Below are 25,324 nucleotides of genomic sequence, written 5' to 3' on the forward strand. Positions count from 1 at the left end.
GTGGCGGTCAGCGCGGTGTGATCGTCACCGTCACCGGGGTGCCCGGGCCGGCGTGCGGGAGGCGGATCCGGACGGTGCCGGCCCGACCGCCGGTCGGCTGCTCGACGTCGACGCGGGCGGCGGCGGGGGTGGCGGTGACCTCGGCGCCGTGCGGGAACGCGGCCGGGGGCAGGACGAGTTCGCTGCTGTGCCGGGTGCCGTCGGCGCTCCAGCGGACGGTGGTGGCGCCGGTGCGCACGTCCGTCCCGGCGACGGCCGCCGGGTACGGGCCGAAGGCGGGCTCGTCGCCGGGGGCGGGGTGCCCGGCCGGGTCGAGGGCGCAGTAGCCGCCGGTGCCGCGGCACCAGTACCACATGGTCCAGCCCTCGGCGAAGCCGTCCATCGCGGCGACCTGTCGGCGGACCAGCAGGGTGTTGCCCGGCCTGCGGGAGTCGGGCGGGCCCCATTCGCCGACCAGGACCGGCAGCCGGTGGGCGGCGGGGTAGGCGGTGATCGCGGCGGTGTAGCGCTCGACGAAGCCGTCGGCCGGGTCCCAGTCGGCGCCGTTCTCGACCGCGGTGTCGTAGAAGTGCGGCGCGTAGCCGAGCCGGGGCGGGCCGGGGCGGGGGTCGTCGAAGCCTGGCAGCCGGGTGGGCACGCCCTGGCCGACCAGGACGGTGGGCTCGACGAACAGCCAGGCGCGGGAGTCGACCCGGCGCACGGCGGCGATCAGGCGGCGGTACAGATCGGCGAGCCGGCCCTGTTCGAGGGCGGCGGAGGCGGCGGCGAGCACGGCCGGGTCGGTCGGGTCGCCGTCCACCGGGCCGAACGGCTCGTTGAACAGGTCGTAGCCCAGCAGCGAGCGGTGGCCGCGCAGTTCGAGGGCGAGCCGGGTGTAGAAGTCGGCCTGCCAGGCGCGCAGGTCGGGGTCGTCGTAGAGGTGGCGGAAGGCGGCCTGGACGGCGGGCTGGAAGTAGCCGGCGAACCAGTCGTCCGGGTCGGGGGTGAACGGCAGGCCGTCGTCCCGGGTGGCCCAGGGCGGGATGCCGCGGTCGCCGCCGCCGAACGCCGGCCCGTAGACGTCCTGGTGGAGGTCGATCAGGGCGAGCAGGCCGTACCGGTCGGCCCGGCCGAGGAGTTGGCGCAGCCGGTGCAGTTCGGCCGGGTCGAGGCGGCCGCGGACGGGCTCCAGTCTGGTCCAGGAGACCGCCACCCGGATCAGCGTGAAGCCCTGCGCGGCCAGGGACTTGAGGTCGGCCTCGGTGGTCTCGGCGTACTTGTCGAGGTTGAAGCCGCGCAGTTGGAGGCGGCGGCCCTGGGCGTCGGTGAAGGCGGTGCGGCCGTCCGGGCCGGTGGCCGTTCCGGCGGGGAACCGCGCGGGCGGGCCGCCGTGTGCGGTGGCGGGGGTGGCGGGGGCCGCGGTGAGGGCCGCGGTGGCGGCGAGCAGCAGGGCGACGGCGGTGCGGCGCAGGCGCATCGGGACCTCGTACGGCGCGGGGGTGGGGGCCCGATGATGCCCGCGGTGCCGGGTGTCGCACAAGGGTCTTGTGTAGAAGGGCCTTGTGTAGAAGGGCCTTGCCCGGATGGGGAGTTCAGCCGGCTGCCGGGGCCGGGGGTGTGGCGGGGGTGGCCGGCAGGGCGGGGGTGGGCAGGTCCGCGGCGGCGGCCAGGCGGCCCCAGAGCAGGTCGGCGAGCGCCTGCACCATGCGGGTGCGCGAGCAGGGTCTGGTCTCCAGCCACCAGTCGCCGGCCGCCAGCACCATGCCGGTGATGCCCCGGCCCCAGGCCTCGGCGAGCAGGTCGCGGTCGGCGCCGAGGTCGACCTGGCTCTGTACGGCCCGGGTGATCTCGGCGGCGATCTTCCGCAGCGCGGGGGCGAGCGCGTTGCCGGCGCCGCTCGGGTCGCCCGGTTCGGGGTGGGTGAGCAGCCGGTAGACCTGTGGGCGGGCCTCGATCCCGGCCAGGTAGGTGTCCAGGACGTGTTCGACCCGGTCGCGGCGCTCCAGCGGTTCGGCGAGGGCGGCCCGGACGGCGGCCAGCAGGCCGCTGGTGTGGCGCTCGGTGAGGGCGCTGATCAGGCCGTTCCGGTCGCCGAAGTGGCGGTAGAGGATCGGTTTGGTGATGCCGGCCTCGGCGGCGATGGCGTTCATGCTGGCGCTCGGCCCGTCCCGCTGGATGACCCGGTCGGCGGCGTTGAGCAGCTGCTCGCGGCGGGGCTCTCGGGACATGTGCTGCTCCTTGGAGTTGGGGTCTGCCTGGGCGTTGACACCGGTTACCAATCAGTAGCAGACTCCGACGATGTTACCCCCGGTAACACCCCTGGTCGGCCGTACCCCTTCTTCGGAGGCAAGCACCATGAGCAGCACGTTCTCGCTGGACCCGGGCGCGGACCAGCTCGCCGTACGCGACTGGCTGCACGGCTTCGCCGCCGACGTCGTCCGCCCCGCCGCCGCCGAGTGGGACGAGCGCGAGGAGACCCCCTGGCCGATCATCCAGGAGGCCGCCAGACTGGGCATCTACTCGCTGGACTTCTACGCCCAGCAGTACTTCGACCCCTCCGGCGTCGGCATCCCGATCGCCATGGAGGAGCTGTTCTGGGGCGACGCGGGCATCGGGCTGTCCATCGTCGGCACCACGCTGGCCGCCGTCGCGGTGCTCGCCAACGGCACCGACGAGCAGATCGGCACCTGGACCCCGCAGATGTTCGGCACCCCGGACGACCTCAAGGTGGCCGCGTTCTGCTCCTCCGAGCCCGATGCCGGCTCGGACGTCTCCGCGCTGCGCACCCGGGCGGTGTACGACGGGGCCAAGGACGAGTGGGTGCTCAACGGCACCAAGACCTGGGCCACCAACGGCGGGATCGCCGCCGTCCACGTCGTCGTCGCCACCGTCGACCCGGAGCTCGGGGCGAAGGGACAGGCCTCCTTCGTCGTCCCGCCCGGCACCCCCGGGCTGAGCCAGGGCCAGAAGTTCAAGAAGCACGGCATCCGCGCCTCGCACACCGCCGAGGTGGTGCTGGACGACGTCCGGGTGCCCGGCAGTTGCCTGCTCGGCGGCAAGGAGAAGCTGGACGAGCGGCTGGCCCGGGCCCGCGAGGGGGGCAAGCGCCCGGGCGGCCGGGGCAACGCGGCGATGGCCACCTTCGAGGCCTCCCGGCCGGCCGTCGGCGCGCAGGCGATCGGCATCGCCCGGGCCGCGTACGAGGTGGCGCTGGACTACGCGAGGACCCGCGAGCAGTTCGGCCGTCCGATCATCGACAACCAGGGCGTGGCCTTCCAGCTCGCCGACATGAAGACCCGGATCGACGCCTCCCGCCTGCTGGTGTGGCGGGCCTCCTGGATGGCGGCCAACAACCAGCCGTTCACCGCGGCCGAGGGCTCGATGTCCAAGCTGTACGCGGGCGAGACGGCCAAGTGGGTCACCGCGCAGGCGATGCAGATCCTCGGCGGCAACGGCTTCACCCGGGAGTACCCGGTGGAGCGGATGCACCGGGACAGCGCGATCTACTCGATCTTCGAGGGGACCAGTGAGATCCAGCGGCTGGTGATCGCACGGGCGATCTCCGGGATGCCGATCCGCTGAGCCCGGCGGGCTGGCGGGCCGTCGAGCCCGGGGGTTCACCGGGCCCGAGGGTTTACCGGGCCCGGGGGCTCACCGGGCCGCCCAGAAGGTGAGCCCGGCGGTGAGCGCGCCCACCGCCGCGCCGACGACGGTCTGCGCGGTGGTGTGGTCCCGCAGCACCACCCGGGACCAGCCGATCACCGCGACCAGCGGGGCGAGCAGCAACCACAGCGGGCCGAGTGCGATCCCGAGGCAGACCACCGCGCCGGCGGCGACGGCGGTGTGCACGGAGACCTTCCACCAGACGGTGATCACCAGGATCGGGACCAGCGAGGCGAACATCGCCAGCACCATCGCGGTCAGGTCGGCCGGGGCGTCCAGCCAGAGCATCACCGCGAAGCTGGTCGCGACCGAGCCCATGATGAACGGGATGACGGTCAGCCGGCGCTGCCGGTGGCCGACGTGGCGGTCCTCCAGGGTGCCCTTGCGGATGCCGCGCTGGATGAACATGGTCGGGATGACGGCCGCGAACAGCGCGGCGAAGGCGGCCCAGGCGAGGCCGGTCCAGCCGTGGCTGACGGTGCCCATCAGCAGGCACATCGCGATGATCACGTTCTTCGGCTCTACGCCGTCGGTGACCCGGCGGGCCCAGATCGTCCGGCTGGTGGGGGCGGTCGTGGCCTCGGTCGTCATCGGGGTGTGTGCTCCGGGTGCGCAAAGAGGGGGGGCGGCGGGACGGCTCGGCGCCGATCGGATGATCGTACGCGAGCCCGTCCGTGCGGCCGGTGCCCGGACCTGGTCGAAGTCGGTGCCCGGACCTGGCCGGAGCCGGTACCGGGACCTGGTCGGACCTGGCCGGAGCCAGTGTCCGGACCTGGCCGGAGCCGGTGTCCGGACCTGGCCGGAGCCGGTGCCCGGACCTGGTCAGAACCGCGCCGGGCGGCCCTCCAGGAACGCGGCCAGCCCCTCGGGCACGTCCGGGGTCTCCCGGGAGCGGCGCTCCCAGGGCGCCAGCGCCTGCGCCGCCCGCTCCGCCGGGACGGCCAGCGCGGCCTTCACCGCGCCGATGGTCTGGGTCGAGCGCCGGGTCAGCAGCCGCGCGAACTCCAGCGCGGCGGCGTCCAGTTCGGCGCCCGGCAGGACGCGCTCCGCCAGCCCCAGCGGCAGCGCGTCGCGGCCCGTCACCAACTCGCCGGAGAACAGCAGGTACTTGGCGCGGGCCGGGCCGACCAGCCGGGCCAGCCGCACGGTCGGCACCGCCGGGTAGACCACGCCGAGCTTGGCCGGGGTGATGCCCAGCCGGGCGTCCTCGGCGACGAACCGCAGGTCGCACGCGACGGCCAGCTGGCAGCCGCCGCCCACGCAGGCGCCCTGCACCACGGCGACGGTCGGATGCGGGAAGGCCGCCAGCGCCTCCTCGGCGGCGACGTTGACCGCGTGGTAGGCGTCCGCGCGCTCCGGATCGCCGTACACCTCGGCGAGTTCGGCGATGTCCGCGCCCGCGCTGAAGGTGCCGCCGGCGCCGGTGACCAGCAGGGCGCGCACCCCCGGCTGCTCGGCGAGGCGCAGCAGCACCTTCGGCAGCGCCTGCCAGATCTCCAGGGTCACCGCGTTGCGCCGGTGCGGGCGGGCGAACTCCAGGACGGCGACGCCGTCCTCGCCGACGTACGCGTGCAGGCCCTCGGCGTGGGCGGGCAGGGCGGAGCGGTCCCGCGTGAGCAGCGGCTGGTCCATGCGCACCTCCGGGCGGTCGTGGTGCGCCCACTCTCTCAGGAGGCGCCGGCGCAGTAGTCGCCGAGGCCGCCCTCGACCAGGGCGAAGGCCCGCGCGGCCCGGTCGAGGGCGGCGGGCAGGGCGGCCGCGGCGCGTTCGCCGGCCAGCATCCGGCGCTGGTTCTCGGTGGTCAGGGCCAGTCGGGCGGCGAGCAGCTGGGCGGCGGCGATCTGCGCGGTGAGCTCGTCGCGGGCCGGGTCCTGGGCGAGGAGTTCGGCGGTCAGCAGGGTCTGCGCGTGCCGGCCGAAGCCGGCGGCGGCGCGCATCGCCAGGGCCGGGGTGCGGTGGATCAGCCGGACCACGTCGAGCACGAGCGGTTCGTCGCTCAACCCGGTGGCCGGGTCGTGCTGCTCCAGCGCGGCCAGGTACTGCTCGCGCAGGGCCGCCACCGCCGAGGCGCCCGGGGCGCGTTCGCGGACCACCCGGGCCGGCTCGTCGAGGTGCTGCTCCATGGGAGCCATGACCAGGTCTTCCTTGGTGGGGAAGTAGTTGAAGACGGTCATCTTGGACACCTCGGCGGCGGCCGCGATCTCGGCCACCGAGACCTGGTCGAAGTCCCGCTCGGCGAACAGCCCGATGGCGGTGCGCCAGATCCGGACGCCGGTCTGGATCTTCTTGCGCTCGCGCAGCGGGAGGGCGTCGAGGTCGCGGTCGTCGTCGGGGCCGAAGCCGGTGTGCGTCGCCATGGCCCGACTGTACCAGGATCAAAGATCGACCTGGATGAAGATTGAGCCAGGATTAAGAATTGACCGGGTATAAGAAAACTGCCATGGTGAGGACGTGCCCGGCCGCACCGGACCGGCCCGAACTCCACCGACCCCGGGGGGACTTACCGATGGCGCCCGCTGCCCTGATGACACCGGCCCAGCGCAAGCTGGGCATGCTGCTCTGCCTGGTCACGATCGTGCTGGCCGTGCTCGACATGAACATCGTGTCCGCGGCCACCGTGCCGATCGTCCGGGAACTCGACCCCGTCCACGGCGTCGACCGGCTGCCCTGGCTGATCAGCTCCTTCGCTCTCGCCGCGACCGCGCTGCTGCCGCTCTACGGCAAGCTCTGCGACCTGTACGGCGCCAAGCGCGTGCTGCTCGGCGCGGTCGGCACCTTCCTGGTCGGCTCGGCGCTCTGCGGGTTCGCGCAGTCGATGGGCCAGCTGATCGCCTTCCGGGCCGTCCAGGGCGTCGGCGGCGGCGGGCTGATGAGCGTCACCATGGTGGTCGTCGCCCACCTCAAGGACCCGGCCGAGCGCGGCAGCGGCAAGGGCGGAGCGATGGGCGGGGTCGTCGCGGGCATCGGCATGGCGGTCGGCCCGCTGATCGGGGCGCTGTTCACCGACCACCTCAGCTGGCGCTGGATCTTCTACATCAACCTGCCGCTCGGCCTGCTCGTCCTGGTCGGCACCGCCCTGGTGATCAAGCTGCCGCCGGCGGCCGGCCGCCGCAGCCTGGACTTCTTCGGCGCGGCCCTCGCCGCCGCCTTCGCGACCGGGCTGCTGCTGGTCACCGAGTGGGGCGGCAAGGACTACGCCTGGACCTCCCCGGTGATCCTCGGGCTCGTCGCCGCCACCCTGGCCGCGCTCGGTCTCTTCGTGTGGCGCCAGGCCACCGCCGCCGAGCCGGTGCTGCCGCTGTCGCTGTTCCGGATCGGCGTGGTGCGTCTCGGCTTCGCGATCCAGGGCCTGGTCGGGATGGGCATGACCGGCTCGATCGTCTACGTGATGCTCTACCTGCAGATCGCCCGCGGCATCGACCTCACCTCGGCCAGCCTCTACCTGATCCCGATGGCGGGCGGGATGACGGCGGTCGGCCTGCTGGCCGGCCGGCTCACCGCCCGCGGCCACGCGGAGCGCACCTTCCTGGTGGCCGGCGCGGGCTGTGCGGCGCTCGCCCTGCTCCTGCTCGGCCTCAGCGGCCCGACCACCGGGCTGTGGGCGGTCTGCGGCGAACTCGCCCTGCTGGGCTGCGGGCTGGGCCAGCTGATCGGCCAGTTGGTCACGGTGGTGCAGGAGTCCGTTCCCCGGCACCAGCTCGGCGTCGCGACCACCGGGATCCGCTTCTTCCAGACCCTCGGCAGCGCGCTCGGTGCGGCGCTCTTCGGCACCGTGCTGGCCCGGGTCTTCGCGGAGGGCGAGCCCGGTCTGCCGCTCGGCGCCGTCCGGACGCTCGGCGGAGCGGCCCGCGAGCACGCGCTGAGCAGCTTCACGGACGCCGTCGACGTGGTGTTCCTGTCGGCGGGCGGGATGCTGGTGCTGGTCCTGCTGCTCGCGCTGCGGGTGCCCAGGGCGGTGGGGGCGGCGGAGCCTCCGGTGCTGGCGGCCTGAGGGGCCGGGGCCCGAGGGGTCGGGGCCCGAGGGTCTGAGGGCCCGGGAGCGACGGCGGGGGAGCGGCGGGGGCGGTGCGGGGCCCGGTGGGACACGGGGGTGTCCACCGGGCCCCGCCGCGTTCGGGTCAGGCCCCGGACGTCCACTCCGGGGCCAGGATCGACCAGATCTCCTTGTCGTGGCGGACCCCGTTGTGCAGGAACCACTCGCGCAGGGTGCCGTCCAGCGTCATGCCGACCCGCTCGGCGACGGCCCGGCTGCGGGCGTTGGCGGCGGAGCACCACCACTCGGCGCGGTGCAGGCCGCGGGTGGCGAAGGCGTAGTCGACCAGCAGCCGGACGGCGGCGGTGATCAGCCCGCCGCCCTCGCCGGCCGGTTCGGTCCAGGCGCCGATCTCGCAGATGCCGCTCTGGGCGTTGAAGCTCACGAACATCACGCCGCCGACCAGCGTGCCGTCCCGCCAGATGCCGTAGATCCGGCCGGTGTCGGCGGCCTGCTGGTCGGCGTAGCGCTGCAGGGTGGCGCGGGCGGAGTCGAGGTCGGTGGAGCGGGTGGCCCAGGGGATCCACGGGTCGGTGTGGGCGCGGGCGCGGTCGATGTGGGCCAGGAACTCGGCCGCCTGCCACGGCTCCAGCGGGCGCAGTTCGGCGTTCTCGGCGAGCGGTACGGCAAACATGGGCTGGCCTTTCACGGGGTGCACGGTTCGTGGGATGCACGGTCCGCGGGATGCGCGGTGTGCTGGGAACCATACATAACAAACGTTTGGTATGTACGATGACCCCCATGACACCGGCCCGTGGAGACCATGACGCCCGCCGCCTGGAAGTGTCCGAGGGCGTGTGGCGGGTGCTCTCCAGCCGCGGCTTCGAGGGGCTTACCCTGCGCGCTGTGGCCGCCGAACTCGGCGCCTCCACCGGCCTGTTGACGCACTACTTCCCCAACAAGCGGGCCCTGCTGAGCCACGCACTGGACGAACTCGACCGGCGCTCCGGCTCCCGGCCCCGGCGGACCGCCCCCGCTGACGGCACCCCGCCGCCACCCCCCGGGCTGGCCCGGCTGCGGGCCGCACTGCTCGACGTCCTGCCGCTGGACGAGGCGGCGGCGGCCGGCAACCGGATCTGGGTCGGCTCCTGGGACGTCGCCCTGTCCGACCCCGCGCTCGCGGCCGCGCACGCGGGCCGCTACGCCCGCTCGCGCGAGGCCCTCACGGCGCACGTCGCGGACGCCCAGCGGCGCGGGGAGCTCCCGGCCGGGGCCGACGCCACCGCCCTCGCGACCGGCGCGCAGGCCTTCGCGCTCGGCCTGGTGGTGCAGGTGCTGTTCGCCCCGGCGGAGTTCCCGCCCGAGCGGCAGACCGCCCTGCTGGACGCCTACCTGGCCGGGCTCGTCGCCACCGGCTGAGCGCCCGGCCGGGGTGTCGGCCGAGCGGGCGGGTCGATCCGTCGGCCGGTCGGTCGGTGGTCGGGCGGCCGGTCGGTGGTCGGGCGGCTCCCGGCCGGGAGGCCCCGGTCGAGTCGGGGGAGCGGATTGCCCCGGGGTGTGATTCGCCCGGGATTTCGGTCGTCCGGGGCCTTCTCCCGCGTCCGGCCCGCGGTGGCGCCCATCCGGGGCGGCCGGTTTTCGCGGCGCCACGACACGCATGGTCACGGATGGTGCGCAGTGGGTGTGCAGTGGGTGCGCGCGATCGGGAGGTGTGCGTACGGGATTTCCGGGCGGCCCGCGGCGGCCGGGCAATGCGGCCGTCGGCCTGGCGGCCTGCGGGAATGTCGAGGTGGTGCCCCCAGCAGGATTCGAACCTGCGACCTACCGCTTAGAAGGCGGGTGCTCTATCCGCTGAGCTATGGGGGCGGGACGGGCTGTGCCCGGGGTGGGCGTGACCGTGGCCGGGTTCGGGCGACGAGCGCTGGGGGCGCGCGTGTCCGGCCCCGTACCGCGAGGGTGGGGGTGGGGGTCGGTGGGCCCTCGCCCTGTCGGGGACAGGATAAGGGTGCCCAGTTCCTCGGCCGGTTGCGACGACACCGCCGTTGGTGTGTCGGTTGGGTGGAGCGGTCCGATAATCGCAGGTGAACGCCGTGAGTGCAGCGGTCTGGGAGTGTTCCGAGCCGGACGTTGTGCAGTCGTTACGGGGCTGCCGCCCCACCCGTTATGGATTCGGCACGGAGAATGTGTCGCCGCCGGTGCGGGTGGGGGGCCGTATTCGGGTTCCTTCGGTCGGATGACGTGCGCGGACGGTCGGCCGGCGGTGTTCCGGGGCGCGCGGGCTGGGGCGGCGAGCAGCCGGTTTGTTGTCATGGCCGCGATGAGATGGGCGCGAAGGGGCGCCGAAAGGCCGAAATTCACCCCCGCGAGTGACGTCGGTTTTCCATGGCGTCGAGTTGTCCACAGGATTTCGGAACTCGCTGGCGGGGATTTCCCGTGAAGCGCACTCTCAACGCGCACCGGTTGATTCCGTACGGTGCATCGGCGAGAACGGAGAGTGCACTGTGAACGAGATGCAGGTGACGGTCGTCGGCAATGTCGCGACGGAGGTGAGCTACGGCGAAACGGGCAGCGGGGTGCCGATGGCCAACTTCCGGCTTGGCTGCACCGAGCGCCGGTACGACCGGCAGCGCGAGTGCTGGGTGGACGGCGAGACGCAGTGGCTGACGGTGACGGCCTGGCGGGCGCTCGCGGTGAACCTGATCGGTTCGCTCGCCAAGGGGGATCCGGTGCTGGTGAGCGGTCGGCTGCGGGTGCGGGAGTGGGTCGACGGAGGGGCGAAGCGCACCAGGGCCGAGATCGACGCCCGATCGGTCGGACACGACCTCACCCGCGGTACCTCGGCGTTCCGCTGGGCGGCGGGGGTGCGCGGGCAGCCTCCGGGCGCCGCCGGGCAGGACGGGGCGCAGTCCGGGGGAGGGGTGGTGCCGGGGTGGATCGCGGACGCGCTGGAGGCGCGGAAGGCCTCGGCGGTGGCCTCGGTGCCGCGCCCGCCGGAGCCCCCGCCGCCGGTGCGGCCGGGGTCGGACGGGGCGTCGGAGGCGGCGGTGGGGGATCGAGGCCGGGTGTCCGAGGGGGAGCGGGGAGGTGGCGAGCAGGCTGCGCTGATCTGACGGGTCGATGACCTTAACTGTCGACAAATATGTTGATCGAGACTGTTGTTGCGCCCGCACGCGCAATCTCGCCCGGATAACGAAAAGTGGCGAAGGGATTCTGGCTGATCGTCAGCTTGTGTGGGAACTGAGGGGGTTGATAACGATCCAGATACGGAATCGTCCTGATTTCGCATGGGGGTTTCGGGGCCTGCGGGGCTCAATAGGATTCGTCTGGTTCATACCCCGCAGCAGCGCCACAGGGGGCGCGCGCGGCACGGCAAGTCGGCGGGCTGCCCATCGGTGCGGCCCGGCCCGGAGGGATCCCAGATGTTCCAGAGGCAGGCGCGGAGTCTCCCCCGCATAACCACTGTCATGCTCACGACCAGCCTGGTGTTGGGCGGGGGCCTGTTCGCAGCCGGTGCGGCGGCCGCGGCGGGCGCCCCGGGTGCGGGCGTCAAGGCCGTCCTCCAGAACACGATGCTGGGCGAGAAGATCGACGTCGAGGGCAAGGGGACGGTCGACGGCGGCCTGTTCACCCTCAAGACGTCCAACGGCGAGATCCAGACCTACTGCATCGACTTCGACAACCCGGTCTACCTGGACAGCGGTGCGAAGTACCAGGAGTCGGACTGGAAGTCGAGCTCCCTCGGCGGCAAGAACAAGGTCGAGGCGGCCGCCAAGATCCGCTGGATCCTGGAGAACTCCTACCCGCAGGTCAAGGACCTGACGGCGCTGGGCAAGACCGCCGGCGTCGACGGCCTGACCGCCGAGGACGCCGCCGCGGGCACCCAGGCCGCGATCTGGAAGTTCTCGGACAACAAGAACGCCACCCCGCGCAACGCCAAGGCCAAGAAGCTGCGCGACTACCTGCTCGGCGACGCCAACAAGGGCATCGCCGCCGAGCCCAAGCCCTCGCTGACCCTCAACCCGGACTCCGTCTCCGGCAAGTCCGGCGGCAAGCTCGGCCCCTTCACCCTCAACTCCAGCGCCACCGAGGTGAAGCTCACCGTCACCGGTGACGCCGCCGACAAGGTCAAGGTGGTGGACAAGGACGGCAAGCCGGTCGGCGCCACCCTCACCGGTCCGATCGGCAAGGACACCCAGCTGTTCCTGGACGTGCCGGCCGGCACCCCGGACGGCTCGGTCGCCCTCGCCGCCGCCGCCGACACCGTCGTGCCCAGCGGCCGGGTCTTCCTCAGCGAGGGCTACGACCCGAAGCGGCACAGCCAGAGCATGATCCTGGCCGGCTCCAGCAAGCTCAGCGTCGCCGCCGACGCCAAGGCCACCTGGAAGCAGGGCAAGGGCGCGCTGGTCGACAGCACCGCCCAGGTCGAGTGCGAGAACAACGGCGTGCGCGTCGCCGTCACCAACGGCGGTGACGAGGCCGCCACCGTCACGGTCAAGCCGGGCAAGCAGCTGACCGTCCAGCCGGGCAAGACCGAGAGCGTGCTCGTCCCGGTCGCCGAGAAGGCCGCCTACGACATCACCGTCACCGGCCCGAACGGCTTCGCCAAGGAGTTCAAGGGCGTCCTGGACTGCAAGACCGGTGTGACCCCGCCGACCTCCGGCCCGTCCACCCCGGCCGCGACCGGCACCCCGAGCAACGCCCCGACCGGCACCCCGAGTGGCACCCCGAGCAACGCCCCGACCGGCACCCCGTCGGCCGGTGCCAGCACCGCCGCCGGTGCGCACCCGAGCCCGGCCGCGACCAGCTCGGCCCCGGGCACCGGTGGCCTGGCCCAGACCGGTGCCAGTGACTCCACCCCGATCCTGGCCGGCGTCGCCGGCGCCCTGGTCCTGGCCGGTGGCGCCGCGGTCTTCGTCCTGCGCCGCCGTGGCCGCCACGGTCGCACCGCCGCCTGAACCACTGTCGTCCGAACCAGCTGTCGCCTGAACCTGTGGTCGCCCGAACCGCCCCGCAGGCCCGGAGGCGCTGACCTCCGGGGCCCTTGAGGCCCTGAGGCGACACCCGGCCCGGCCCCCGCACCCGCTGCGGGGGCCGGGCCTTCGCCGTTCAACCCCGCCTTCCCGATACCCCCGTGGGGCACCCCGGGCGTTCGGGGCTCCCGGCCGGGTGCGGCACAATGGAAGGCTGCAAGCCGAATACTCCCGACGACGCCGGAGCGATCTCACGTGGCGGAATACATCTACACGATGCGCAAGGTGCGCAAGGCGCACGGAGACAAGGTCATCCTTGACGACGTGACGCTCAGCTTCCTCCCCGGGGCGAAGATCGGCGTCGTGGGCCCCAACGGCGCGGGCAAGTCCACCGTGCTGAAGATGATGGCCGGCCTGGAGCACCCCTCCAACGGCGACGCCTTCCTCTCGCCCGGTTTCACCGTCGGCATGCTGCTCCAGGAGCCGCCGCTCGACGAGACCAAGACCGTCCTGGAGAACGTCGAGGACGGCGTCAAGGAGATCAAGGGGAAGCTCAACCGCTTCAACGAGATCGCCGAGCTGATGGCGACCGACTACTCGGACGCCCTGCTGGACGAGATGGGCAAGCTCCAGGAGGACCTGGACCACGCCAACGCGTGGGACCTGGAGGCCCAGCTGGAGCAGGCCATGGACGCCCTGGGCTGCCCGCCCGGCGACTGGCCGGTCACCAAGCTCTCCGGTGGCGAGAAGCGCCGCGTGGCGCTCTGCAAGCTGCTGCTGGAGTCCCCCGACCTGCTGCTGCTCGACGAGCCCACCAACCACCTGGACGCCGAGTCGGTGAACTGGCTGGAGCAGCACCTGGCCAAGTACCCCGGCACCGTCGTCGCCGTCACCCACGACCGGTACTTCCTGGACAACGTGGCCGGCTGGATCCTGGAGCTCGACCGCGGCCGCGCCATCGGCTACGAGGGCAACTACTCCACCTACCTGGAGTCCAAGCAGTCCCGCCTCAAGGTCGAGGGCCAGAAGGACGCCAAGCGCGCCAAGCGGCTCCGGGAGGAGCTGGAGTGGGTCCGCTCCAACGCCAAGGGCCGCCAGGCGAAGTCCAAGGCCCGTCTGGCCCGCTACGAGGAGATGGCGGCCGAGGCGGACAAGATGCGGAAGCTGGACTTCGAGGAGATCCAGATCCCGCCGGGCCCGCGTCTGGGCAGCATCGTCATCGAGGTGGAGAACCTCTCCAAGGCCTTCGGCGAGAAGATCCTGATCGACGACCTCAGCTTCACCCTGCCGCGCAACGGCATCGTCGGCATCATCGGCCCCAACGGCGCCGGCAAGACCACGCTGTTCAAGATGCTCCAGGACATGGAGACCCCGGACTCCGGCGTGGTCAAGGTCGGCGAGACCGTCAAGATCAGCTACGTCGACCAGAGCCGCGCCAACATCGACCCGAAGAAGACCCTCTGGGAGGTCGTCTCCGACGGTCTGGACTGGATCAACGTCGGCCAGGTCGAGATGCCGTCCCGCGCCTACGTGTCGGCCTTCGGCTTCAAGGGCCCGGACCAGCAGAAGCCGGCCGGCGTGCTGTCCGGTGGTGAGCGCAACCGCCTGAACCTGGCGCTCACCCTCAAGCAGGGCGGCAACCTGCTGCTCCTCGACGAGCCCACCAACGACCTCGACGTCGAGACGCTCTCCTCGCTGGAGAACGCCCTGCTGGAGTTCCCCGGCTGCGCCGTGGTCATCTCCCACGACCGCTGGTTCCTGGACCGGGTGGCCACCCACATCCTCGCCTACGAGGGCGAGAGCAAGTGGTTCTGGTTCGAGGGCAACTTCGAGTCGTACGAGAAGAACAAGATCGAGCGGCTCGGCGCGGACGCCGCCCGCCCGCACCGGGCCACGTACAAGAAGCTGACCCGCGGCTGACACCCAGCCGTCACGGCGGCCCGGCAGACTGCCCCTCGGGGCGGCCTGCCGGCCGCCGGCCCGCCGCCACCGCACGGCGGCGGGCGACCGGACGTCGAGGAGAACACCTGTGGCCCGCCACATCTACGCCTGCCCGCTGCGCTGGTCCGACATGGACGCGTTCGGCCACGTCAACAACGTGGTCTTCCTGCGCTACCTGGAGGAGGCCCGGATCGACTTCATGTTCACCCAGGCCGCCGAGGCCGGCGCCGGGGAGTTCGCGGGCGGCTCGGTGGTGGCCCGCCACGAGATCGACTACAAGCTTCCGCTGGTGCACCGGCCCGAGCCGGTCACCATCGAGACCCGGGTGACCCGCATCGGCGGCGCCTCGCTGACCGTGTCCTACGAGATCAAGGACGTTGCCGCGGACGGCACCGAGACGGTGTACGTCCGGGCGTCCACCGTGGTCGTGCCCTACGACCTGGCGGAGGGCCGGCCGCGCCGGATCTCGCCCGTGGAGCGGGAGTTCCTGTCCCGTTTCATGGACGAGGAGCCCGCCGTAGTCGCCGCCTGAGCGCCCACCCCCGACGATTCGAGCTGACCAGCGTTGACCATCACCGCCCGTCTCGCCCTCACCGACGCCGGGGAGGCCGCCGACCTCTCCGCCTTCCTGCTGCGCCTGCTGCGCTTCGACAAGGCGGCGGCCGTCCGGTTGCAGGCGGTGGCCCCGGCCGGGGAGGACGGCGTGCTGGCGGTCTTCGGCCGGCTGCCGCTGGGCGGTTCGGGCGCGCTGGCGATCCGCACCGCCCGGCTGACCGGGCCGACCGCGCCGACCGATCTGACGGTCTCGGCGGGCCAACTGCTGGACGGCGTGGACGGCGGGACCGGGGCCGTCGCGCTGCCCGCCCCGGTGACCGGACCGGCCTGGGCCGGGCTGCTGCCGCCGCGCACCGGCTGGCGGCCGGTCGGGGCGCCGCCGGCGGCCGAGGTGTACCCCGAACTGATGGCCGGGGTCCGGGAGTTCCGTGAGCGCAGCGAGGCCGTCCCGGAGCACCACCGCACGCGCGCGGTGCTGGACGCGCTGGCCGACGAGATCTGGTCCCGCCCGGTCTCCGTGCTGCCGGAGCTGCCGCTGCGGGCGGTGCACGCGGCGTACGTGATCGGCTTCCTGAAGCCGGGGGCCCCGCTCACCGTGCACCGGGCGGGCGGCTGGCTGCGGCTGAGCGCCCCGGCCGGCTCGGTGGCGGTGCGGACGGCGGCCGCGCCCGGCGCGGGGCTGGGGCTCAGCCCGCTGCGGTGACCGGGTCGGGCCGGCTCAGCCCGGGGTGTTGATCATCGAGGCGGCGGCGTAGGTGAGGTAGTCCCAGAGCTGCCGCTCGGCCTCGGCGGGCAGGGCCAGGTCGTCCACGGCCGCCCGCATGTTCTTGAGCCAGGCGTCGTGCGCGGCGCGGTCGACCTTGAACGGCACGTGCCGCATCCGCAGCCGGGGGTGTCCGCGTTGCTCGCTGTAGGTGCGCGGGCCGCCCCAGTACTGCATCAGGAACAGGGTCATCCGCTCCTCGGCCGGGCCGAGGTCCTCCTCGGGGTACATCGGCCGGAGCAACTCGTCCTCGGCGATGCCCTGGTAGAACCGGTGGACCAGTCGCCGGAAGGTCGGTTCGCCGCCGACCTGGTCGAAGAAGGTCTCCTCGCTGAACGTTCCTCGCCGGATCTCTTTCACCCGACCATGGTCGCAGACGCCGACGGGGTCGTACACCGGGACCAAAGGCGTACGACCCCGCAGGGCCCGGGCGACCGGGGAGGCGGTTACACGTCCTCCCACTTGAACAGCTTCCAGGCGACGCCGGTCAGCACGGCCGCGAAGAGCAGCAGTCCGCCCATGGTGGGCAGGGCGTCCATGACGCCGCCGCCGCGGGTCAGCACCGACTGGGCGGCCTTCACCAGGTACCGCAGCGGCATCACCTTGGAGATGGTCTCCAGCCAGCCGGGTGCGTTGTCCATCGGGAAGAACGCACCGGACAGGAAGGACATCGGCAGCACGATGATCTGAGAGATGCCGTTGGCCGCCTCCTCGGTCTTGGCGACCGAACCGGCCAGCAGGCCGATCGACATGAAGGCGAGCGTCGCGCAGGCCACCAGCGGGATGACCAGCCACCAGTTGCCGGTGAGCTTGAGTCCGAAGAAGTTGGTGGCGACCACCAGGAAGACGGTGGTCTGGAGGAGCGCCGTCAGCAGCGAGACCAGGATCCTGGAGCTGACGACCGTGCCCGCACTCACCGGGGCCAGCCGCAGCCGGCGCAGCACCTTGGACTTGCGCCACCCGACCAGGGTCAGTGCGGCGCCGAACACCGCGCCGGTGGCGACGGCCCAGCCGAGCAGGCCGGGGGTGAGGAACTGGATCGGCTTCAGCGATTGGTCCTCGACCTGCTGGGCGTCCAGCACGTAGGCCGGCTTCTGGCCGGTGGCGGCCTGGTTGGCGCTCTGGACCACCGAGTTGACGATGCCCTGGAGCGCGCCGGCGCGGACCGTGTCGGCGGCGCTGAAGCGCAGCTCGACCTTGCCGTCCGGGCCCTGCTCGATCATCGCGTCGAAGTCGCCCTTGCGGACCTTCTCCAGCGTGGCGGCCTCGTCGTCGGTCCTGGTGATGGTGAGGACCTTGTCCAGATCGACCCGGCCCTCGCCCTGGATCGAGTCGAACAGCTTCACCGCGCCGACCTGCGCCACCTTGGCGTGCGGGCTGCCGGAGCCCTTGCCCACGCTGCCGAAGAACACCAGGAACACCAGCGGGAAGAGCAGGATGAAGAAGGTCGCGGTGCGGTCGCGCTTCATGCCGAGCAGCATCGCGCGGGACAGGCTCCAGAACGCGCTGACCCGCTCCCGTTCGGCGCTCGCGCCGCCGCTCGATCCGCCGCGCGGGGCGGGGGCCTTCGGCTCGGTGGAGGTGCTGGCGCTCATGCGCGGTACTCCCGTCCGGTCAGCTGGAGGAAGACGTCCTCCAGGGTGGCGCCGCGCACTTCGAGGCCGCGCAGCGCGTTCTGCTCGGCCAGGACGCTCAGGACCGGGGCCGGGAGGCGGGTGGAGACGGAGAGCGAGACGCTGTCATCCTCCAGGGCGGTGATGTCGGTGCCGGCCGCGGTGAGCAGGTCACGGGCGCGCTCGACGGTCAGCTGGCCGGACGCGATGCTGATCCGGACGGTGTCGTCGATCTCGCGGATCAGCGTCGCCGGGGCGCCGGTGTGCAGGATCTTCCCGTGGTCCATGATCGAGACCCGGTCGCAGAGCACCTCGGCCTCGTCCAGGTAGTGGGTGGTCAGGACGACCGTGCGGCCCTCGTCGTTGATGTCCCGCAGGAGGTCCCAGAGGTTGCGCCGGGCCTGCGGGTCGAGGCCGGTGGTGGGCTCGTCCAGGAAGACGATCTCCGGGTCGTGGGCCAGCGCGCAGGCGATCGACAGGCGCTGCGCCTGACCGCCCGACATCTGGTCGGTCATGACGGCGGCCTTGTCGGTCAGGCCGACCCGCTCCAGCATCGCGTCGGCCCGCTTGGGGCCGACCCCGTAGAACGACGCGAAGGTGCGGATGGTCTCCCGGGCCGTCAGTTTCCGGAAGAACGCGGAGGCCTGGAACTGCACGCCGATGCGCGGCAGCAGTTTCGGATTGCGCGGCCAGGGAGCCATCCCCAGCAGCTCGACCCGGCCCTCGTCCGGCTTGCGGACGCCTTCCAGGATCTCCATCGTGGTGGTCTTCCCGGCGCCGTTGGGGCCCAGGATTCCATAAAACTCGCCGGCTTCGACGGTGAGTGAAACCCCGTCGACAGCCTGCACGTCCCCGTACCGCTGACGGATGCCGTCGGCGGATATAGCTGCAGTCATGTGGCCTGAGCCTAGGGCTTTCGGAGGTCCCTGCGCACATCGGCGGCGACGAATTTGCGGATTGTTTGAGGAATCGGGAACAAGCCGGGCCGGGCGGAAGTTGAATTCCGCCCGGCCCGGCCGGAGTTATTGCTGACAGTCCTTCAGGCGCGGTGCACCGTGATCGTCGTCCAGGCGCCGATGTGGATCCGGTCGCCGTCGTTCAGCGGCACGGCGGTGTGCGGGGCGATCGGCTCCGCGCCGCCGTTCACGGTGGTGCCGTTGGTCGAGTCCTGGTCCACCAGCACCCAGCTGCCGTCCGCCTGTTCGGCGAGCATCGCGTGCTGGTGCGAGGCGCCCGGGTCCTCCGGCGGCACCGACAGGTCGATCTCCGGCACGGTGCCGCGGTGCTGGCTGCGCCGCCCGATCCGCAGCTGGCCGCGGCCGGTCAGCGGGATGCGCCGCTCGGGGCAGTACGGCGGGAAGAACAGCCCGGCCGCCTCGGGGCCGCTGCGGGCCATCATCTCGGTGAAGTACTGGCGGTCGGCCGAGACCACCGCGATCCAGTTCGTCCGGACCGGCTCCGCGGGGACGGCCTCCGGCGGGGGCTGCCGCTGCGGCGGGGCGAGGTGGAACGAGGTGCCGAAGTCGCCGCCGCGGTTGTTCGGGCCGGGGGGCTGGGCGTACACCGGGCCGGAGTCCTCGCGGACCGGAGCCTCGGGGAACGCGGCCTCCGGCGCGGGCCCCTCCTGCCCGTTGGCGGGCAGGGAGGGAGGGTAGCCGTAGGTGTGCGCGGGCGCGGCGGTCTGCTGCGGGTGCTGGGTGTGCTGCGGCTGGTGGTGCTGCGGCTGCTGCGGGACGGGTGGCTGGCCGAGCGGCGGCTGGGCGGCCTGCTGCGGGGCGCCGCCGTACGCCGCCGGGATGTTCAGCGGCGGCGGCTGGGCCGGTCCGCCGTGCGCCGGTCCGCCGTGCGCCGGTCCGCCGACGGGCGGCGGCTGGCGGCGCGAGGGGGTGGAGAGCTCGTAGTCGTACCCGCACTCCTCACAGAACCGCCCGGTCTGCGGGCTGCGGCAGATCGGGCAGACCGTCAGGCCCTCGGTCAGATTGGGGTAGCCCTGGGCCGGTGGCGGCGGCACGGCACCGGGCGGTGGCATCGCGCCGGGCGGCGGCGGGACGGCCCCCGGCGGCATCGGCGGAGGCGACAGCGGCGCGCCGTAGGGCGTGCCGCGGTGGTCCGGGTGCGCGGCGGGTGCCTCGGGCCAGGCGGGTGCCTCGGGCGCGGGGTGGGCGCCGTACGCCCCCGGGTGGTTCCCCTGGGCCCCGTGGGCTCCCGGGTGGGCTCCGGGCGGCGTCGGGGCCGGCGGAGTCATCGGGAAGCCGCAGACGTCGCACCAGTCCTCGGCCTGCGAATCATGGCCCCTCGGGCAGATCGACATCAGTTCCCCCTCACTTCGAGCCGGCTTGGGGCGGCGTCGCACCGGGCCGCCGGCCCGGTCACGTCTTCAGCGGTCACTTCTTCACACGTACCGTCTTGGTCGACCGGGTCTCAAGGGTCATCGAGTCGGCCTCGCTCACGTTCTTACGGAACCGAACCGTACCCTCCTTCGGGTCCACCACGTCCACCACCTTCTGCAGCAGTTTGTAGGTGCCCTCGTTGCCGGTCGCGTGCGCGATCCGGACGGCGGCGCCCAGCTTGGAGGTGGCGGTGTCGACGTCCCCGGCCCGGTGGGCCTCCAGGCCCTCCTGGATGGAGGAGGCCAGCTCGGCCTGCCCGGTGTAGTGGGCGACCTGCGGGCTGATCCGGGTGGAGGAGGCCAGGTCGTCGGTCCAGACCGCCTTGACCAGGCCCTGGGAGAGCACCTCCGGGGTGCCGCCGCCGACCTGCGGGGGCAGCACCAGGCTGATCCGGGCGGCGAGCATCTCGTTGCCGACCGAGGCGGCCGGGACCTCGACGCAGACGTGGTAGTCGCGGCTCTCGTCGCCCCAGGAGCCGGTGGGGTAGTCGCCGGCCCGGGGGCCGGCCTCGGTGCGCCGGGCGGTCAGGTCCTCGACCGCGGGGGCGACCTGCTTGACGAACTTGACCGCGGCGTTGGCCGGGGTCCAGATCCGCAGCGCGACGTCGGCGACCTGCTTGCCCATCGCGCCGGCCATCATCGAGCGGAAGTCCTCGGCCAGGCCGGAGGGTTCGGCGACGATGTCGACGGTGCCGAGCAGCGCCGAGGAGATCTTGCGCAGCTCGTCGATCCGCCAGTCGGTGCCGACGCCGCGGCAGTCGGCGGTGAAGTGACCGGCGACCCGCTCGACGGCGCGTTCCAGGTCGACCGCCGACTCGTGCTCGTTGTTGCCGTCGGTGAGCAGGACGGCGTGCCGGATGGCGATGTCGCGGCGGGTCAGGAAGAGCTTGTCGGCCTTGGCCAGCCAGGTGCCCATCGCGGTGCCGCCGGCGGCGGTGAGGCGGCGCAGGGCCTCCTTGGCGTGGCCGCGGGTGGTGGCGGAGGCGGTCGCGAGGGTGCCGTCGCCGGGGTAGATGTCGCGGGCCTCGTGGGTGCCGGCGACCACGGCGAAGGCGGTGCCGTCGCGCAGCGCGTCGATGGCGGCGGCGGTGGCCTCCCGGGCGCCGTGGATCTTGGTCTTGGGGTAGTCCATCGAGCCCGAGCAGTCCACCAGGATCACCACGGCCGCGGCGGTGTCGGCGCTCGGCGGGCCGCCCGCGTCGGCGATGCCGAGCGGGCGGCCGCCGGAGGTGCCGCCGCCGGTCGCGGTGACCGTGACGATGGCGTTGACCTCGCGGGCGCCGTCGGCCAGGTACTCGTTCTGGAAGATCTCCACGTCGAACCTGGGCAGGTTCGGCTTCGCCAGTGTTGCCATGGGCCGGTGGCTCCCGTCGGAAGGGTCGTCGGTACGGATCGGTCGGTGGGGGCCGGCCGCGCCGGGGGCGGGCCGGCGGACCGGGCGGCCGCGGGGTGCGGCGCCGGGCGGCGTCCGGTCAGGCCGTCGGCGGGTGCGGCGGCTGCGGGGGAACGGCGGGAGCGGTCGGCGGTGCGGGCGGTGCGGGCGGTGCCGGTGGGGCGGCCGGGGGCAGCGGGGCGGCGGGGGAGCCGATCACCGGGAGGTCCGGCAGGGTCGGCTCGTAGTCCTCGTCCTCCTCGGCGGCCCGCCGGGCACCCGCCGCGGTGATCACCGGCAGGTCGAGCGCGGTGGCGGTCCGGGCGTCGTCCTCGTCCTCGCCCTCGGCACCGGCACCGGCACCGGCACCGGCGCTGACGCCGACACCGGCGCCGACGTCCACGGCCGGCGGGTCGATCGGCAGGACGGCGACGGTGATGTTGTCGTGGCCGCCGGCGGCGACCGCGAACTTCACCAGGATCTGCGCCGCCGCGAGCGGTTCGGTGCGGGCGTCCGGCCGGACGAAGTACGCCAGGTCGGTGGCGGCCTCGGCGTAGTTCCACAGCCCGTCGGTGCAGATCAGCAGCACCCCGGGGACGTGCGGCGTGAAGTCGAGGATGTGCGGCACGACCTCCTCGGCGTCGGCGCCGAGCCACCCGGTGATCGCGTGGGCGCGCGGGTCGGCGTACGCCTCGGCCTCGCTCATCAGCCCGGCCTCGACCATCCGGGCCGCCCAGGAGTCGTCCTGGGTGAGCCGGAAGGGTTCGGCGCCGGCGCGGTCGTCCGGGATCCAGTAGGCGCGGGTGTCGCCGACCCAGCCGATGGTGATCCGGCCGCCGGAGGCTATGGCGCTGACGTAGGTGCAGGCGGGCGCGTTGAGGTCGGGCCGGGCGGGCCCGGGGCCGCTCCGGGCGAGGTCGGCGACGGCCCGGGCGGCGTCGGCGACGGCCTGGCGCATGGCGGCGGTGGGCTCGCGGCCGGCCTCCAGGGCGGTCAGCAGCGACTCGGAGGCGGCGTCGACGGCGGTCTCGGAGGCCTCGTCCGGGCGGTCGGAGGAGGAGACGCCGTCGCAGACCACGGCGACCACGACCGGCTCGCCGCCGGGCAGCGAGGTGGCGGCGACGGTGAAGGAGTCCTCGTTGCGGTGGTGGCGCACGCCGCGGTCGCTGACCCCGGCGACGCCCCCGAGGGCCTTCTCCATGTGGTCGCGCGGGCGCGGCTGGGCGCCGCCGCAGGCCTCGCAGTAGCCGTCCGCGGTGACCTGCGGCAGCCCGCAGTGCGCGCAGACCGGCCCGTGCTGGGGCGGGGCGGCCTCGGCCCGGGCGGTGGCCCAGTTCGCGGGCATCGCGCCCGGGGCGGCCCGGCCGTCCCGGCTGGCGCCGCAGGCGCCGCAGTAGGCGTCCTCCGGCTCCAGCGGTTCGGAACAGCTCGGGCACACGGTCTGCTGCGGCATCGGCTACACCCACGTCCTGGGGCGGGCGCGGTTGGCCCGCTCCACCATCTCGATCCTGGTCTCGGCCCGGTCGGCCAACCGGGCGAGTACCCGGTAGGACTGTTCCAGGGCGAAGCGCAGTTCCCGCTCGACGGCGGGTCGTCCCAGCACCGTGGTGCCGCCGCCCTGCTGGGCGCCGGTCGAGCCCGCGGTGACCCAGCCGAGGGCGGCGCCGAGCAGTTCGACGGCCAGCTCCTCGCGGCGGCGGTCGTCCAGGCGCAGCGCGGTCAGCTGGTCGGAGCTGGCGCCGAGGTCGGCGGCGAGCGGGTCGGTGGCGGGCCGTTCGCGCAGCCGGGCGCGGACGGCCGCGATCCGGGCGGCGGTGTACTGGTTGGAGGTGGCCGGGACGGACTCCAGGACGCGGACGGCGCCGGGCCGGTCGTCCTCGGCCAGCCGGACCCGGGCGAGCCCGAAGGCGGCGCTGAGGTAGGCCGGGTCGGTGGTCCAGACCAGCCGGTAGAACTCGGCGGCGTCGCCGCCGTCGCCGAGGAGTTCGGCGCAGATGGCGAGGGCCAGCTTGGGGGCGGCCTCGCCGGGGAAGGCGTCGTAGACCGCGTCGAAGGCCTCGGCGGCGGCGCGCAGCCCGGCCTCGTCGGGCGAAGCCGGGCCGTCCGGGCCGTCCGGGCCGTCCGGGCCGTGCGCGGCGCCGACGAGGGCGATCGAGCTGCCAGGGCCGTCCGGGCCGTCCGGGCCGTGCGCGGCGCCGACCAGGGCGACCAGGCCGCGGTACCAGACGACCCGCCAGTCGTCCGGGTACTCCTGCTCCAGGGCGTCGAGGGCCTCCCGGGCGGCGCCGCGGTGGCCGAGTTCGAGGTGGGCGCGCAGTTCGCGCAGCCGCCGTTCGATGGAGAGGGCGGGCGCGCCGGCCAGGGCGGCGAGCGCCTCCCCGGGGTCGGTGGCGAGCAGGGTGGCGAGGAAGCCGGCGTTGGGGTCGCCCGGGTCGACGCGCGGGACGGGCAGCGCGAGGGCGGCGGCGGCCGGGTCGAGGGCGGTCACCCGGAGTTGTCCGGGCTGCTCGGTGGGCATGACCAACTCGGTGTCCACGACGCGCAGTTCGGGGCCGAACAGGGTGGACAGGGCGGGCCGGGGGCGGCCGTCCTGGAGGGCGAGGATCTCGCGCAGCACGCCGGTGAGCTGGTCGGCCATCTCGTCGGCGGAGGAGAACCGGCGGGCCGGGTCCGGGTCGGTGGCGCGGACCAGGAAGCGGTAGTACGACTCGTAGCGGGCGAAGACCTCGACGTCCTCGGGGCCGGGCAGGGTGTCCCGGTAGGTGCTGCTGTAGCCCTGGAAGTCGAAGGTGAGCACCGCGAGGGTGCGGGCCACGGTGTACAGGTCGGAGGCGGGGGAGGGGCCGTCGGTGGCGATCTCGGGGGCCTGGTAGCCGATGGTGCCGTAGATCGGACCGTCGTCGTCGAGGCGGCGGACGGCGCCCATGTCGATGATCTTGAGCGCGTCGCCGCTCTGGATCGCGTTGTCGATCTTGAAGTCGCAGTAGATCAGGCCCCGGCCGTGCAGGTAGCCGAGTGCCGGCAGCGCCTCCAGCGCGTACGCGATCGCCTGCTCGACGGGCAGCGGCTCGCGCCGGCCGTCCGGGGTGCGGCGGTCGTTGGCGATGTCCTTGAGCGACTTGCCGCCGACGTACTCCATCACGATGTAGCCGTCGGTGGAGCCGGTGCGCAGGTCCGGGTGCTCGGCGAAGTTGATGATCCGGACGATGTTCGGGTGGTCCACCTCGGCCAGGAAGCGCCGCTCGGCGACGGCGGCGGCGAGCGCGTCCTCGTCCCCGGTGTCCAGCAGGCCCTTGAGGACCACCCACTTGTCGTTGACCCGCCGGTCGACCGCCAGGTAGATCCAGCCGAGCCCGCCGTGCGCCAGGCAGCCCACCACCTCGTACTGCCCGCCGACCAGGTCGCCGCGGCGCAGCTTGGGCGTGAACGAGTACGGCGTGCCGCACTTGGTGCAGAAGCCGTCCGGGCGGCCCGGCAGGCCGTTCTTCTCCCGGCCCACCGGGGTCTCGCACTTGGAGCAGTACCGCTTGCGCTCCGGCACCTCCGGGTTCTCCAGCACCGCCAGCGACGGGTCGGCCGTCTCGACGGTCGGCACGGTCACCAGGCCGGCGCCCAGCCGGTTGCGGGTGCCCGCGCTGACGCTGCCGCGGGTGCTGCGCACCGAGACCGAGCGGCTGCTGCCGGTGCGGGTCGAGCGGTGCGAGCGGGAGCGGCCGGACATCGAGCGGGCCGAGCCGGTGCGGGACGAGAGCGAGCGGAGCGAGCCGCTGCGCGCCGAGTCGGGGGAGACCCGGGCGGACGGGACGTAGGGCTGGGTGACGCCGGTGTCGCCGCCGGGCGGGGTGAGGCCGCACTCGTCGCAGTAGCCGTCGGCGTCGATGGTGCCGGAGCAGTCCCGGGGGCAGGGCGCGCCGGGGCCGGTCGCCGTCGCCCCGGTGGTCGTCGCTCCGGCCGCCGTCGCCCCGGTGGCCGCCGTCGAAGGCGCCGCCGCCGGAGGGGCCACGGTGCCGCCGCCCGCCGGGGCGAGCCCGCACTCGTCGCAGTAGCCGTCCGCGTCGATCCTGCCGTCGCCGGAGCACTCCGGCCGTACGCACGTCCCGCCCATC

At 73.5% G+C, this 25,324-nt stretch carries 21 protein-coding genes and 1 tRNA gene; 8 read left to right on the forward strand and 14 right to left on the reverse strand.

All coding sequences use genetic code 11. The features are described from left to right. Positions 1-7 precede the first annotated feature (7 nt). Complete coding sequence (locus ACIPLC_RS06975) at positions 8-1,519, reverse strand: cellulase family glycosylhydrolase (RefSeq protein ID WP_400471838.1); 1,512 nt, start codon at positions 1,517-1,519, stop codon at positions 8-10. 52 nt (positions 1,520-1,571) lie between these two features. After that, positions 1,572-2,207 (reverse strand): TetR family transcriptional regulator, encoded by a 636-nt coding sequence (locus tag ACIPLC_RS06980; protein WP_400471839.1) that lies wholly within the window; start codon positions 2,205-2,207, stop codon positions 1,572-1,574. Positions 2,208-2,334: 127 nt separating this feature from the next. Here ACIPLC_RS06980 and ACIPLC_RS06985 point away from each other — a divergent pair, with 127 nt between their 5' ends. Further along, on the forward strand, positions 2,335-3,561 hold the full coding sequence (locus ACIPLC_RS06985) for an acyl-CoA dehydrogenase family protein (protein ID WP_400471841.1): 1,227 nt from the start codon (positions 2,335-2,337) through the stop codon (positions 3,559-3,561). 69 nt (positions 3,562-3,630) lie between these two features. On the opposite strand, the gene ACIPLC_RS06990 is transcribed toward ACIPLC_RS06985, so the two are convergent. From ACIPLC_RS06990 to ACIPLC_RS07000, 3 genes are all read right to left on the reverse strand, one after another. After that, positions 3,631-4,233 carry a hypothetical protein gene (locus tag ACIPLC_RS06990; protein WP_400471843.1) on the reverse strand — a complete coding sequence of 201 codons (603 nt, stop codon included), beginning with the start codon at positions 4,231-4,233 and terminating at the stop codon, positions 3,631-3,633. A 231-nt stretch (positions 4,234-4,464) separates the two neighbouring features. After that, positions 4,465-5,274 (reverse strand): enoyl-CoA hydratase/isomerase family protein, encoded by an 810-nt coding sequence (locus ACIPLC_RS06995; protein WP_400471845.1) that lies wholly within the window; start codon positions 5,272-5,274, stop codon positions 4,465-4,467. 35 nt (positions 5,275-5,309) lie between these two features. Further along, positions 5,310-5,999: a TetR/AcrR family transcriptional regulator gene (locus ACIPLC_RS07000; protein ID WP_400471847.1), complete on the reverse strand. Its 690-nt coding sequence runs from the start codon at positions 5,997-5,999 to the stop codon at positions 5,310-5,312. A 149-nt stretch (positions 6,000-6,148) separates the two neighbouring features. Here ACIPLC_RS07000 and ACIPLC_RS07005 point away from each other — a divergent pair, with 149 nt between their 5' ends. After that, entirely contained in the window at positions 6,149-7,633 is a 1,485-nt protein-coding gene (locus ACIPLC_RS07005; RefSeq protein ID WP_400471849.1) for an MFS transporter, read from the forward strand. A gap of 127 nt (positions 7,634-7,760) precedes the next feature. Here ACIPLC_RS07005 and ACIPLC_RS07010 read toward each other — a convergent pair whose 3' ends face one another. Continuing rightward, on the reverse strand, positions 7,761-8,309 hold the full coding sequence (locus tag ACIPLC_RS07010) for a GNAT family N-acetyltransferase (protein WP_400471851.1): 549 nt from the start codon (positions 8,307-8,309) through the stop codon (positions 7,761-7,763). Positions 8,310-8,416: 107 nt separating this feature from the next. Here ACIPLC_RS07010 and ACIPLC_RS07015 point away from each other — a divergent pair, with 107 nt between their 5' ends. After that, on the forward strand, positions 8,417-9,034 hold the full coding sequence (locus tag ACIPLC_RS07015; RefSeq protein ID WP_400471853.1) for a TetR/AcrR family transcriptional regulator: 618 nt from the start codon (positions 8,417-8,419) through the stop codon (positions 9,032-9,034). Positions 9,035-9,405: 371 nt separating this feature from the next. Here the strand turns inward: ACIPLC_RS07015 and ACIPLC_RS07020 are convergent. Then, a tRNA-Arg gene (locus ACIPLC_RS07020) sits at positions 9,406-9,481 on the reverse strand. Between the two features lie 644 nt (positions 9,482-10,125). Here ACIPLC_RS07020 and ACIPLC_RS07025 point away from each other — a divergent pair. The 5 genes from ACIPLC_RS07025 to ACIPLC_RS07045 all read left to right on the forward strand — a co-directional run bounded on the left by ACIPLC_RS07025 (position 10,126) and on the right by ACIPLC_RS07045 (position 15,784). Next, positions 10,126-10,725 carry a single-stranded DNA-binding protein gene (locus tag ACIPLC_RS07025; RefSeq protein WP_400472173.1) on the forward strand — a complete coding sequence of 200 codons (600 nt, stop codon included), beginning with the start codon at positions 10,126-10,128 and terminating at the stop codon, positions 10,723-10,725. A 354-nt stretch (positions 10,726-11,079) separates the two neighbouring features. Continuing rightward, positions 11,080-12,570: a Cys-Gln thioester bond-forming surface protein gene (locus ACIPLC_RS07030; RefSeq protein ID WP_400471855.1), complete on the forward strand. Its 1,491-nt coding sequence runs from the start codon at positions 11,080-11,082 to the stop codon at positions 12,568-12,570. Between the two features lie 270 nt (positions 12,571-12,840). Beyond that, a complete protein-coding gene (gene ettA / locus ACIPLC_RS07035; protein WP_079135893.1) occupies positions 12,841-14,505 on the forward strand; it encodes an energy-dependent translational throttle protein EttA in 1,665 nt (554 codons plus the stop codon). A 109-nt stretch (positions 14,506-14,614) separates the two neighbouring features. Next, positions 14,615-15,058, forward strand: coding sequence for an acyl-CoA thioesterase (locus tag ACIPLC_RS07040; protein WP_400471857.1), 444 nt, complete (start codon positions 14,615-14,617; stop codon positions 15,056-15,058). Positions 15,059-15,091: 33 nt separating this feature from the next. Further along, positions 15,092-15,784, forward strand: coding sequence for a hypothetical protein (locus ACIPLC_RS07045; RefSeq protein ID WP_400471859.1), 693 nt, complete (start codon positions 15,092-15,094; stop codon positions 15,782-15,784). 15 nt (positions 15,785-15,799) lie between these two features. Here the strand turns inward: ACIPLC_RS07045 and ACIPLC_RS07050 are convergent, their stop codons facing one another. From ACIPLC_RS07050 to ACIPLC_RS07080, 7 genes are all read right to left on the reverse strand, one after another. After that, positions 15,800-16,204 carry a globin gene (locus ACIPLC_RS07050; protein ID WP_400471860.1) on the reverse strand — a complete coding sequence of 135 codons (405 nt, stop codon included), beginning with the start codon at positions 16,202-16,204 and terminating at the stop codon, positions 15,800-15,802. An 86-nt stretch (positions 16,205-16,290) separates the two neighbouring features. After that, a complete protein-coding gene (locus ACIPLC_RS07055; protein WP_400471861.1) occupies positions 16,291-17,439 on the reverse strand; it encodes an ABC transporter permease in 1,149 nt (382 codons plus the stop codon). Further along, the gene (locus ACIPLC_RS07060; protein WP_400471862.1) at positions 17,436-18,353 is read right to left on the reverse strand and encodes an ABC transporter ATP-binding protein; all 918 of its coding nucleotides are present in this window, start codon (positions 18,351-18,353) and stop codon (positions 17,436-17,438) included. Before ACIPLC_RS07060 ends, ACIPLC_RS07055 begins: the two co-directional genes overlap by 4 nt. A gap of 143 nt (positions 18,354-18,496) precedes the next feature. Continuing rightward, positions 18,497-19,768, reverse strand: coding sequence for an FHA domain-containing protein (locus tag ACIPLC_RS07065; RefSeq protein WP_400471863.1), 1,272 nt, complete (start codon positions 19,766-19,768; stop codon positions 18,497-18,499). A 73-nt stretch (positions 19,769-19,841) separates the two neighbouring features. Next, positions 19,842-21,200, reverse strand: a complete 1,359-nt coding sequence (locus ACIPLC_RS07070) for a VWA domain-containing protein (protein WP_400471865.1) — start codon at positions 21,198-21,200, stop codon at positions 19,842-19,844. A 118-nt stretch (positions 21,201-21,318) separates the two neighbouring features. After that, positions 21,319-22,671: a protein phosphatase 2C domain-containing protein gene (locus tag ACIPLC_RS07075; protein ID WP_400471866.1), complete on the reverse strand. Its 1,353-nt coding sequence runs from the start codon at positions 22,669-22,671 to the stop codon at positions 21,319-21,321. 3 nt (positions 22,672-22,674) lie between these two features. Continuing rightward, complete coding sequence (locus ACIPLC_RS07080; protein ID WP_400471868.1) at positions 22,675-25,323, reverse strand: tetratricopeptide repeat protein; 2,649 nt, start codon at positions 25,321-25,323, stop codon at positions 22,675-22,677. Position 25,324 lies beyond the last annotated feature (1 nt).

The organism is Kitasatospora sp. NPDC086801 (assembly GCF_044745805.1).
Lineage (GTDB): Bacteria > Actinomycetota > Actinomycetes > Streptomycetales > Streptomycetaceae > Kitasatospora.

Excerpts from the sequence above, each read along its gene's own strand:
- ACIPLC_RS07015 (WP_400471853.1), top strand. The coding sequence starts at position 8,417 with ATGACACCGGCCCGTGGAGACCATGACGCCCGCCGCCTGGAAGTGTCC.
- ACIPLC_RS07010 (WP_400471851.1), bottom strand. The coding sequence starts at position 8,309 with ATGTTTGCCGTACCGCTCGCCGAGAACGCCGAACTGCGCCCGCTGGAG.
- ACIPLC_RS06985 (WP_400471841.1), top strand. The coding sequence starts at position 2,335 with ATGAGCAGCACGTTCTCGCTGGACCCGGGCGCGGACCAGCTCGCCGTA.
- ACIPLC_RS06995 (WP_400471845.1), bottom strand. The coding sequence starts at position 5,274 with ATGGACCAGCCGCTGCTCACGCGGGACCGCTCCGCCCTGCCCGCCCAC.
- ACIPLC_RS07055 (WP_400471861.1), bottom strand. The coding sequence starts at position 17,439 with ATGAGCGCCAGCACCTCCACCGAGCCGAAGGCCCCCGCCCCGCGCGGC.
- ACIPLC_RS06980 (WP_400471839.1), bottom strand. The coding sequence starts at position 2,207 with ATGTCCCGAGAGCCCCGCCGCGAGCAGCTGCTCAACGCCGCCGACCGG.
- ACIPLC_RS07030 (WP_400471855.1), top strand. The coding sequence starts at position 11,080 with ATGCTCACGACCAGCCTGGTGTTGGGCGGGGGCCTGTTCGCAGCCGGT.
- ACIPLC_RS07075 (WP_400471866.1), bottom strand. The coding sequence starts at position 22,671 with ATGCCGCAGCAGACCGTGTGCCCGAGCTGTTCCGAACCGCTGGAGCCG.
- ACIPLC_RS07005 (WP_400471849.1), top strand. The coding sequence starts at position 6,149 with ATGGCGCCCGCTGCCCTGATGACACCGGCCCAGCGCAAGCTGGGCATG.
- ACIPLC_RS07070 (WP_400471865.1), bottom strand. The coding sequence starts at position 21,200 with ATGGCAACACTGGCGAAGCCGAACCTGCCCAGGTTCGACGTGGAGATC.
- ACIPLC_RS07000 (WP_400471847.1), bottom strand. The coding sequence starts at position 5,999 with ATGGCGACGCACACCGGCTTCGGCCCCGACGACGACCGCGACCTCGAC.
- ACIPLC_RS07065 (WP_400471863.1), bottom strand. The coding sequence starts at position 19,768 with ATGTCGATCTGCCCGAGGGGCCATGATTCGCAGGCCGAGGACTGGTGC.
- ACIPLC_RS07060 (WP_400471862.1), bottom strand. The coding sequence starts at position 18,353 with ATGACTGCAGCTATATCCGCCGACGGCATCCGTCAGCGGTACGGGGAC.
- ACIPLC_RS07080 (WP_400471868.1), bottom strand. The coding sequence starts at position 25,323 with ATGGGCGGGACGTGCGTACGGCCGGAGTGCTCCGGCGACGGCAGGATC.
- ACIPLC_RS07025 (WP_400472173.1), top strand. The coding sequence starts at position 10,126 with ATGCAGGTGACGGTCGTCGGCAATGTCGCGACGGAGGTGAGCTACGGC.
- ACIPLC_RS06990 (WP_400471843.1), bottom strand. The coding sequence starts at position 4,233 with ATGACGACCGAGGCCACGACCGCCCCCACCAGCCGGACGATCTGGGCC.